The sequence below is a fragment of the Lyngbya sp. PCC 8106 genome, assembly GCF_000169095.1.
GTDB lineage: Bacteria > Cyanobacteriota > Cyanobacteriia > Cyanobacteriales > Microcoleaceae > Capilliphycus.
Window position 1 is genome coordinate 1 of record NZ_AAVU01000085.1, and the last position, 10,019, is coordinate 10,019.

A 10,019-nucleotide genomic window follows, 5' to 3' on the forward strand; every position below is an offset into this window, starting at 1 on the left:
CATAATTCTATAAACTAAGTTCATTAGCAATAACGGTACTTAATGCGAGGAAATCAAGGCATGACTGAGATTCAAAGTCCGGTGCGTCAGTTGGGCGAAATGGGTGACAACCCAGTTTTATTTGACCATTCCGTTACAGGGCCGATTTGCGAAGGTATGAATGCCTTGTTAGCAAGCTTTCAGGCACTTTACATCCAATATCAGAAGCATCATTTTGTGGTTGAGGGAGCGGAGTTCTACTCTGTACATCAGTTTTTCCAAGATAGTTACGAAGAAGTACAAGGACACGTTCACGAACTCGGCGAGCGTCTCAATGGTTTGGGTGGTATTCCAGTAGCCAGCTTTAGCAAATTAGCTGAAATGTGCTGCTTTGAGCCTGAAGCCGATGGATATTACCTATCCCGCCAAATGCTCGAACATGACCTTGTTGCTGAACAAGCAATTTTACAACTGTTACGCCGTCAAGCCGGACAAGCTGAAAGCCTTGGCGATCGCGCTACTCGTTATTTATACGAGAAAATTCTCTTAGAAACAGAAGAGCGTGCTTACCATATCGATCATTTCTTAGCAAACGATACGTTAGTTCAAATGAACGGTTCCAAATAATCAAGTTTAATAGCTGAAATTGAATAACGTTTACAAAATAAAGTCGGGAATGACCTAAGTTCCTGGCTTTTCTATTTTTATTTCTGTTTAACTTGAGCAAGCGTATCTATCTTTGGGACGATTGTTAAAGATGACAAAATGTAGTATTTGTATTGCACTGTCAACAGCTCAGTAAAGTGCAATTGAGATCCAGAGTCGGGTATTATGCAACAATGAGCAAAGAAAGACGATAAACATCCCGCACGGAGTTAGAGTTGTGGAGTCTCGATATAATCCTGCATCCATTGAAGAAAAATGGCAACAAACTTGGGCTGAAAGTAGCCTGTATAAAACCTCAACAGACGCCCAAAAACCGAAATTTTACACCCTGGCGATGTTTCCCTACCCTTCAGGAAACTTACACATGGGTCATGTTCGCGTCTATACCATCATCGACGTGATCGCCCGACTGAAACGGATGCAAGGCTTTCGCGTCCTCAACCCGATGGGCTGGGATGCTTTCGGACTTCCGGCTGAAAACGCGGCGATTGAACGAAACATACATCCGGCGAAGTGGACGTATCAAAACATCGCCCAGATGAAGCAACAACTCGAACGTTTGGGCATTTCCTTCGACTGGGAAAAAGAACTCGCCACCTGTTCACCAGACTACTATCGCTGGACACAGTGGATCTTTTTGCAATTTTACAACGCTGGACTCGCCTACCAAAAAGAAGCCGCAGTTAACTGGGACCCCATTGATCAAACGGTGTTGGCAAACGAACAAGTAGACAGCGAAGGCCGTTCCTGGCGGTCTGGGGCGAAAGTTGAACGAAAACTGTTGCGTCAATGGTTTTTGAAAATCACCGAATATGCAGAGGAATTGTTGAACGATTTAGACAAACTTCCCGGTTGGCCCGAACGGGTGAAATTGATGCAAGCCAACTGGATTGGCAAGTCTACGGGGGCTTATTTAGAATTTTTGATTGCGGGGATGGAAGACAAAATCCCTGTGTTTACGACTCGCCCAGATACGGTATTTGGGGTGTCTTATGTGGTGTTGGCGCCAGAACATCCGTTAGTCGAAAAGGTAACAACTCCCGAACAAAAACAAGCGGTTGAGGCGTTTATCAAAGAAGTGTCTCAACAAAGCGAAATGGATCGAACCGCCGAAAATCAACCCAAACGGGGCGTTCCTACAGGCGGAAAAGCGATTAACCCTTTTAATGATCAAGAAGTTCCCATCTGGATCGCCGATTATGTGTTGTATGAATACGGGACTGGGGCGGTGATGGGGGTTCCTGCCCACGATACGCGAGATTTTGCCTTTGCCAAACAGTATGATTTGCCGATCACAACAGTTATTGTTCCAGATGACGCCGATAACGCCGATGAGGAATTAACCGAAGCCTACACCGAAACGGGAGTAATGGTGAATTCTGGCCCTTGTAACGGGGAAACTTCCGAAGGCTGCAAACTCGCTGTGATCGAATACGCCGAAGACGAAGGTTATGGCGAAAGACGGATACAATATCGTTTGCGAGATTGGTTGATTTCCCGACAACGCTACTGGGGGGCGCCGATACCGATTATTCACTGTCCGAAATGCGGGGCGGTGCCGGTACCCGATGAAGATTTGCCTGTCAAATTGCCGGAAAATGTGGAATTTTCAGGGCGGGGGGCGTCGCCGTTATCGCAGTTGGAAGATTGGGTAAATGTTCCTTGTCCGAGTTGTGGAACGCCTGCAAAACGAGAAACAGACACGATGGATACGTTTATGGATTCGTCGTGGTATTTTATGCGGTATCCTGACGCCAACAATGATCAGCAGGTGTTTGATCCGAAAATTGGCAATGATTGGATGCCCGTCGATCAATATGTGGGCGGGATTGAACACGCGATTTTACACTTATTATATTCGCGGTTTTTTACAAAAGTAATGCGCGATTGCAAATTGTTGAATTGCGATGAACCGTTTAGTCGTTTGTTAACTCAGGGAATGGTTCACGGGTTGACTTATAAAAATCCGGTGACGGGTAAGTATATTCCTTCGGCAAAAGTGAACCCAGAAGATCCCAAAGATCCGGAAACTGGGGAGAAGTTGGAAGTCTTCTATGAGAAGATGTCAAAGTCGAAATACAACGGGGTTGATCCGTTGGAGGTGATGGCGAAATATGGGGCGGATACGGCGAGAATGTTTATTCTATTTAAGGCGCCGCCTGAGAAGGATTTGGAATGGGATGATGCGGATGTTGAGGGTCAATTTCGCTTCTTAAATCGGGTTTGGCGGTTGGTTAGTGAATTCAGTCGTTATCATACTCCAAATATATTACCTCAAGAACAACCACAAGATAAATGGTGGCAGAAGAATAAGATTGTCAATACTATTGGGGGATTTTTCAATAGTAATCGACAACGAATTGATACACTTATTCCAATCTCATTGATACCTATATTCCTCTTTTTAGGTGTGTCATTAATCCATGATGTCAACCAGATTCCCCTAGTGGGAGGCTTATTGAAAAACATCTTTATAGGTCTAGGTGCATTGACAACGTTGAAATTCTCTTTTGATCAACTACTTTGGGAAAATAAACGTAAGGAATTCAAGAAAAAAGCCCAACACTTAGCTGTTGAATATTTTGGTGAAAAGGCATTGGCTAAGAATACAGATACTTCACACAAAGCATCTGGAACTTCATCTGAATTCAACAATGTCAAGAAAAATGATTTCAAACCGATTCCTGAAGAAACTCTTGAGTTGAGTAAGGAAGAAAAGGATTTAAGGCGGGCAATTCACACGGCAATTAAAGAGGTAACGGAGGATTTAGACGGAGATTATCAGTTTAATACAGCGGTGTCAGAATTGATGAAGTTGAGTAATGCAATTAGTGACGCTGACTGTAAAAACTCGCCTGTTTATCGCGAGGGAATTGAAACGTTATTGAAGTTGTTGGCGCCGTTTTCGCCGCATATTTCTGAGGAGTTGTGGCAGAGTTTGGGTTACAAAGATTCGGTTCATACACAAACTTGGCCTGATGTTGATTTGGATGCTTTAGTTGTCGATGAAATCACTTTGGTAATACAAGTCAATGGCAAAACTCGGGGGACGATTCAAGTTCCCGCCAAAGCGGATAAAGCCACGTTAGAACAGTTAGCAACAGACTCGGAAGTTGCCCAACGTTATCTGGAAAATAAAGAGGTGAAAAAGGTGATTGTTGTTCCCGGTAAGTTGGTTAATTTTGTGGTTCCACAAGCTAAATAATCCCGTTTGGAGTCGCGCAAAGAACGCTTTTATCAGGGGTATTTTTTCCCGAGTTCTCTCGAAAATATCCCCCTGAGTTAGCCTAAAAAAAAGGGGGAATAAGAGGGGAATTGGTTTAAAAGTCCCCCTTTCTATGGGAAGATGTGTACCATTACTTGTTATATTTTATATTAGTTAATAAATATTCTAGCGTGTTAAGATCAGAATATTTTTAATGTCTTGGTAATCAAAATCAAGTTTTTCCAGCAAGCAGACTCTAAATAATAGTTTTAAAGTATCTCTACATTCGAGGATTTGTTCTTGGCTTAAAAGTGTTTTATTCTGAGTTCCTAGATGAGAATAATAGTTTCTTGTGTCTTTGATTAATTCTGCAAAATCATCCTCATTTTTTTGAATAATCATTGCACTGGATTTAAACAAATTATAACAATAATGCTTATATCTTTTTAAGAAATCAGCAATTCTATGTTTAAGTATCGATTTGTTTCTTGGATTAATAACTATTTTATGATAACCTTCAATTACTTGTACTAAAGATAAAAACTGATTTTCAATAGAAGAATATCCTTTGGAGTAATATTGAGTAAAAAAGTAAATGTTTATAGGATCTGATGCAATTTTATTTAATTTTATCCAGGTATCCATAATTTTTTGAAACCTATCTTGTATATAGCTAAATTCACAACCCAGAGTAATATTATTACCTATTATTTGTGATGAAATTTCTTCATTGTATAGATAAAAATTGATGAGTTGAATAAATGAATCTTGTTTATCTTCCAACTCTAGCTTAACATTAGTTGGGTAATTGGGCTTATTTGTTGCAAGAGTCAAAAAATTTTGCAATAAATATATTACCTTGTGATGCGTTTCCTCAAAGCTCTGCGGTTTAATAAACCTTACTTTTATATAAGATTCTGATTTCCAACTAATCTCATTAAAACGCCTTTTCAATATTGACTCTTGGTATATTGTTATTGCTCCTATTGATGTATTATAAGTTTTGTTTTTACCTTGCTCACACTCAAATTTAAAGGTATCATTTTCTTGGTCTGCTTTAATAACTTTTGAAGTATTACCCCAGGAAGAAGAAAAAGTATAGCTTAATAAGGCTGATGTAAATTTAATCGCTTCAAATTTATTATTAATTAATGAATTTTTTATACATCTGCTTACATAGTAAGTTCTAGTTGTAGACATAGATTTTTTAGCAATATCCATTCTTTGTATAGATACACCTACTTCTTCACAATCGAACAATGTAAAATATTCTCCTTCAGCTAAACCATGAATAAGCTTGCTTCTAGGAATAGTATGTAAGTCCTCTAAAATTTCTAGAATAGGACGTTGATTATTATTTAACGTTAAAACTCCCAAAAACTTTTTATCTGAATTATCAGGAAACCACCATTGACCCTGATACTTAACTTCACTCACAGTTGAATCCTCTCTAACAATTTTCATTTTCTTATTACGGAATCCAAACAAGGGGGGTTGATTCTTTTTCTAGACTAAACCAACCGCCCTGATTTTCACCTCGGTAGAATCACAGATTTTTAACTTTTGTTGAGTTTAGGAACGTTGATTCCAAGCCGTTTCCGCGTCTAAAATTGCCCCTTCAACCGTTTTTTGATTCAACATCGCTGCTTGTAAGTTATCATAAATAATCTTCTGTAACTTTTTGATATCTTTCAATGGCGGAAGTAATATTTCTGTTTCATCCATCTGTTTTGCACTAATAATTCTAGCTTCATCTTCCTGAGTATTTCTCCCTTGAACGGGTCTAAAATAACTATCTTTTAATGCTTCAACTGTTGAAGGTAATACATTTGCGGCTTTAGCAAAGGCTAATTGATTGGTAGAATTGGTTACAAATAAGGAAAACTTTAGGGCATTTTCAGGATTTTCGGTTTCCCGAGGAATGACTAAATTCATCACCGCTACGCTTTTTTTACCTGTTTCTCCGGTAATTTGGGGGGCGGGAGTCGAAACTTTCGCAATGGTTGGGGCGTTTTCTGCAATGGCTTTTAAAAACTGTGGCCCGGAAGTTAAAATCGCAATTTCTCCCGCTTGATATAACTCAACAGCCCGTCGATGTCCTTGAGTTAATACTTCTTGAGGAAGTAAGTTTTGTTGATATAAATCAACCCAATATTGAAACGCGGCTATTCCTTCAGGGGTGTTGAATGCAGCTTGATTTTTTTCATCAACTAACTGCACACCCATCTGAACTAAAGACTGCAAAACTTGGGAAGAATCTTCAGGAACAAACGAAACAAAAAAGGCATATTTACCCGTTTTATCTTTAATTATTTGAGCAATTTCTGCGAGTTCTGTATAGGTTTTTGGTGAGGTTTTTAAATCTGCTTTTTTGAATAAGTCTTCATTATAAATCGTGATTTGAGTCGTTAGATACCAGGGAATTCCAAAGGTTTTTAAGGTACAATTATCACCGTCACAACTTTTAATACTACTCGCATCCCAAATATTTGATAAATATTGTGACTTTACATCTTCAGGAACCTGTTCATTTAAACTAATCCAAGCATTTCGTCCTGCAAGTAAAGCCGCAAAGTCAGGGTTTAAGTTCACAACATCTGGTGCATTTTTTGCGGAAACGGCTGCCAATATTTTACTTTCCATAGCTGACCAAGGCACATCCACCCAGCGAATTTTTAACTCTGGATTTTTGGCTTCAAAGTTAGCAATTAATTGATTAAAATAATCATTAAATTGGGGTTGAAGCTGCATCGTCCAAAATTCAATCTCTTGACGATTATCATTTTGATTATTATCCGGGTTAATCGTTGCACAACTGACAACCCAACTCAACAGTAAACCAACTAAGGCAAGTATTCCGCTTCGTTTCCAGATGTTCAGACGTTTCATAGCGTGGGGATGTTTACTCGCAAGACAGGACGAAAATTGAGGATATTTGTTTCTAGAGATAAATGTGCCGGGTGACAACTAATAACTATACTGCTAAGAGCAGAAATTTTTTGCTGTCATTCATCCTATTATCAGCAGTAATGTTGCGTGTTTCCATTATTATCCCGACGTTGAATGAGGCGAGTCACCTAAACCGCACCCTTAACGCTTTGCGTCTACTGAGTCCACCTGCTTGGGAAATTATGGTCGTAGATGGTCAAAGTGAAGATGAAACGGTTTCTATCGCTGAGTCTGCGGGAGTTCAAGTGATTTCTTCGGCAACTCGTGGACGTTCAACTCAAATGAACTTAGGTGCGAAACTAGCGACTGGAGAAGTTCTCTGTTTTTTACACGCAGATACCTTAGTCCCAGATGACCTCGTGACTATTATCGCACAAACTTTGTCGGATACAAATATTGTTGCAGGGGGGTTTATTTCGCTGATGGCGGGTTCTCAAACGACTCGTTGGGGTATTTCCTTTCACAACTACCTGAAAACTTATTATGCGCCGTTTTTGTTTCGTCCCCATTTATTTTTTCGTGGACTGCGGTTACTCTTTGGAGATCAGGTTATATTTTGTCGTCGTCAGGCGTTTTGGGACTGTGAGGGGTTTAATGAAAGTTTACCGATTATGGAAGATGCTGATTTATGTCGTAAACTGGTTAAAACTGGACGAATTCGTTTAGTAAACCGCATTGTTCAAAGTAGCGATCGCCGAGTTGCCCGTTGGGGTTCGTTCAAAGCGACTTTAATTTATCTCTACATCGGTTTACTTTGGGGAATGGGTGTTTCGGCAAACTATTTGCAAAAGTTTTATCAAGATATTCGTTAATGAGAAATAGAATCTAAAAAAATTATGCTAATGTGAAGTAAGCACTACTTTAAAAATAGATTTCGCACTCTAAACTCAAGTCGGGGAGAGATGAACAGCAGATGTCAAACTATAGTTCTGTGCAATACTTCTTAGAAGATTACCCAAGAACATTATTTCCCTTAGCTACTACTCAGATTCTTATTCAGAATCATGCAAACGAAATTTTTAAGTATATTTATGAAAAAATATTAAATAAATCAGAAAAAGATTATTCATTTTTACCTCAACTTCATTGTTATGCCTCTAAAACAGGTTTTCACCTTCGGCGAACAGTTAAGTTAGATCCTGTTGCAGAATTATTTATTTATGATCTTGTTTATAAAAACAGAAAAACTTTTCGCCCGGATTTTGGTGAGGATAGAAAAAGCTTCGGTTATAGATTTGAAGATGGAAAACCCATTCCTCAAACTAAGAGTTATGCAGCATTTAAGTCATCTATTGCACGGGCGAAGAAACGTTATCGGTTCAGTGCAAAGTTTGATATAGGTTCCTATTTTAACTCAATTTATCAGCACGATCTTGTATCTTGGTTTGGTGAAGGAGGTCGAAGTTTAAAGGACGCGGAATATCTGGGGCAATTTCTACGAGAAATAAATGCTGGTAGGTCTGTCGATTGTCTGCCACAAGGATTGCATCCATGTAAGGTTATAGGTGCAGAGTTTTTAAAATTTATTGATAATTCGATTCGGATAAGAAGTCAGCTTATGCTCCGTTTTATGGACGATTATTATCTTTTTGATAATGATGAGAGTATAATGAATTCAGATTTTCTGAAAATTCAGAGAATGTTGGGAGAAAAAAATCTTTTTTTAAATTCTGCAAAAACCAAGATTGGTCAAGTAGATGAAATTAATATTGAAAAAAAAGTTGATGCTATTAAAGCAGAATTACTACAAGTTAGGCGACATATTATTGAAGTTTCTGGTATCGATTTCGAGTTTGAGGAGGAAGAGGAGGAATATGAGAGCTTGAGTGATGAACAAATCGATTATTTGCTACATCTTTTAAAAGATCCAGATATTAATGAGGAAGATGCTGAACTGGTTTTGATTCTACTCCGAGATTATGGAAGTGATGTTTTAGAGCGAATGAGAAGTTTTCTAGAACGTTTCCCAAGCCTTAGCAAAACTGTTTATACTTACTGCCGATATTTAGATGACAAAACAGAGCTATCTAACCTCGTTAAATACTTTCTTAAAACCTCCAAAAATACAACAGAAAATCAATTGTTTTGGCTTGCTAAAATAACAGAAGATTATCTGATGAATTCTCATAACTATGCAGAAATAATTTATATGTTGTATAATCATAGCAATGCAACAAGCTTGACAAAAGCAAAAATACTTGAGATTCCAGAGCATCGATTTGGATTACCCGAACTCCGATCTGAATACCTTCGTGCTGGAACGTCAGATTGGTTATCTTGGTCAGCAGCAGTAGGCTGTCGCAAAGAGATCAAGATCCATAGGAATTATATTTTGGAATACTTCTCTAAAGCTAGCCCTATGAACAAGCTGATATCGGATTGCATTTCCAATCTAGATAACACTTTATAACAATTCTGGCGCAGTGGACTCAAGGAGTAAGATGATATTTGATGAACTTCTATCACCTGTTCCGGTGTTTCCTATTCCCCGTTCTCTTTTTTCAATTCAGACGTGCGAGTTTTTAAATCTTCAATGTTAAACAAGGCTTCAAATTTTAATCCCTTTTCCGCGTAAAGTTCGGCGCCCCCTTGTTGGCGATCAACTAATGAAATAATCTCCTCAACGTGATAACCTGCCTCTTGGAGTCGTGTCACCGCTTTCAAAGCCGACTGTCCGGTTGTGACCACATCTTCTAAAACAACCACCTTCGCCCCGGGTTCTAATTGTGGCCCTTCAATATAAGCCATTGTGCCATGTCCTTTGGCTTCTTTGCGGATAATCAAAGCATAAACAGGTTTGTTTTCATAAGCCGAAACCACACTCACGGCCGATACAATCGGATCAGCACCCAAGGTTAATCCTGCCACAGCAGAGGTATCAGACGGTAACATCGCACAAAGAAGCCGACCCATGGCTAACGCCCCTTGAGGATGCAAAGTTACCTGTTTCCCGTTAATATAATAGGAACTTTTCTGTCCCGATGAGAGTACAAAATCTCCTTCTTGATACGCAAGCTGACAAAACAAATCCAGCAACCCCTCTCGCACAGCATCAAGAGAAGCGGTTGGCAGATTATCAAACTGAATAGGGAGTTGAGATTGATTCATCAGGGTACTAAAATCTCTAAGACTTTGGAAAGAATTTATAAACTTTTTTGGGCTAGACTCACTCGAGAGTCTTGAAAAATGATTAGCTAATCTATATCCTAATGGGAAATCG

7 protein-coding genes are annotated in these 10,019 nt (G+C 39.1%); 4 read left to right on the plus strand and 3 right to left on the minus strand.

Annotated features, from left to right (window positions below; genetic code table 11):
- The first annotated feature begins 60 nt into the window (after window positions 1-60).
- Together L8106_RS28655 and leuS are read left to right on the plus strand one after the other, a co-directional pair.
- Entirely contained in the window at window positions 61-606 is a 546-nt protein-coding gene (locus L8106_RS28655; protein WP_023069278.1) for a Dps family protein, read from the plus strand.
- 256 nt (window positions 607-862) lie between these two features.
- Window positions 863-3,850, plus strand: a complete 2,988-nt coding sequence (gene leuS, locus L8106_RS28660; protein ID WP_009788081.1) for a leucine--tRNA ligase — start codon at window positions 863-865, stop codon at window positions 3,848-3,850.
- 186 nt (window positions 3,851-4,036) lie between these two features.
- Here leuS and L8106_RS28665 read toward each other — a convergent pair whose 3' ends face one another.
- Window positions 4,037-5,314: a HEPN domain-containing protein gene (locus tag L8106_RS28665; RefSeq protein WP_009788082.1), complete on the minus strand. Its 1,278-nt coding sequence runs from the start codon at window positions 5,312-5,314 to the stop codon at window positions 4,037-4,039.
- A 108-nt stretch (window positions 5,315-5,422) separates the two neighbouring features.
- On the minus strand, window positions 5,423-6,739 hold the full coding sequence (locus L8106_RS28670) for an ABC transporter substrate-binding protein (RefSeq protein ID WP_009788083.1): 1,317 nt from the start codon (window positions 6,737-6,739) through the stop codon (window positions 5,423-5,425).
- Between the two features lie 140 nt (window positions 6,740-6,879).
- Here L8106_RS28670 and L8106_RS28675 point away from each other — a divergent pair, with 140 nt between their 5' ends.
- Window positions 6,880-7,611 (plus strand): TIGR04283 family arsenosugar biosynthesis glycosyltransferase, encoded by a 732-nt coding sequence (locus L8106_RS28675; protein ID WP_009788084.1) that lies wholly within the window; start codon window positions 6,880-6,882, stop codon window positions 7,609-7,611.
- Between the two features lie 101 nt (window positions 7,612-7,712).
- Window positions 7,713-9,209 (plus strand): antiviral reverse transcriptase Drt5, encoded by a 1,497-nt coding sequence (gene drt5 / locus L8106_RS28680; protein ID WP_009788085.1) that lies wholly within the window; start codon window positions 7,713-7,715, stop codon window positions 9,207-9,209.
- Window positions 9,210-9,280: 71 nt separating this feature from the next.
- Here drt5 and pyrE read toward each other — a convergent pair whose 3' ends face one another.
- A complete protein-coding gene (gene pyrE, locus L8106_RS28685; protein ID WP_009788086.1) occupies window positions 9,281-9,907 on the minus strand; it encodes an orotate phosphoribosyltransferase in 627 nt (208 codons plus the stop codon).
- Window positions 9,908-10,019 lie beyond the last annotated feature (112 nt).

Coding starts and splice junctions, on each gene's coding strand:
- L8106_RS28655 (WP_023069278.1), top strand. CDS start 61: ATGACTGAGATTCAAAGTCCGGTGCGTCAGTTGGGCGAAATGGGTGAC.
- L8106_RS28665 (WP_009788082.1), bottom strand. CDS start 5,314: ATGAAAATTGTTAGAGAGGATTCAACTGTGAGTGAAGTTAAGTATCAG.
- L8106_RS28670 (WP_009788083.1), bottom strand. CDS start 6,739: ATGAAACGTCTGAACATCTGGAAACGAAGCGGAATACTTGCCTTAGTT.
- L8106_RS28675 (WP_009788084.1), top strand. CDS start 6,880: ATGTTGCGTGTTTCCATTATTATCCCGACGTTGAATGAGGCGAGTCAC.
- drt5 (WP_009788085.1), top strand. CDS start 7,713: ATGTCAAACTATAGTTCTGTGCAATACTTCTTAGAAGATTACCCAAGA.
- pyrE (WP_009788086.1), bottom strand. CDS start 9,907: ATGAATCAATCTCAACTCCCTATTCAGTTTGATAATCTGCCAACCGCT.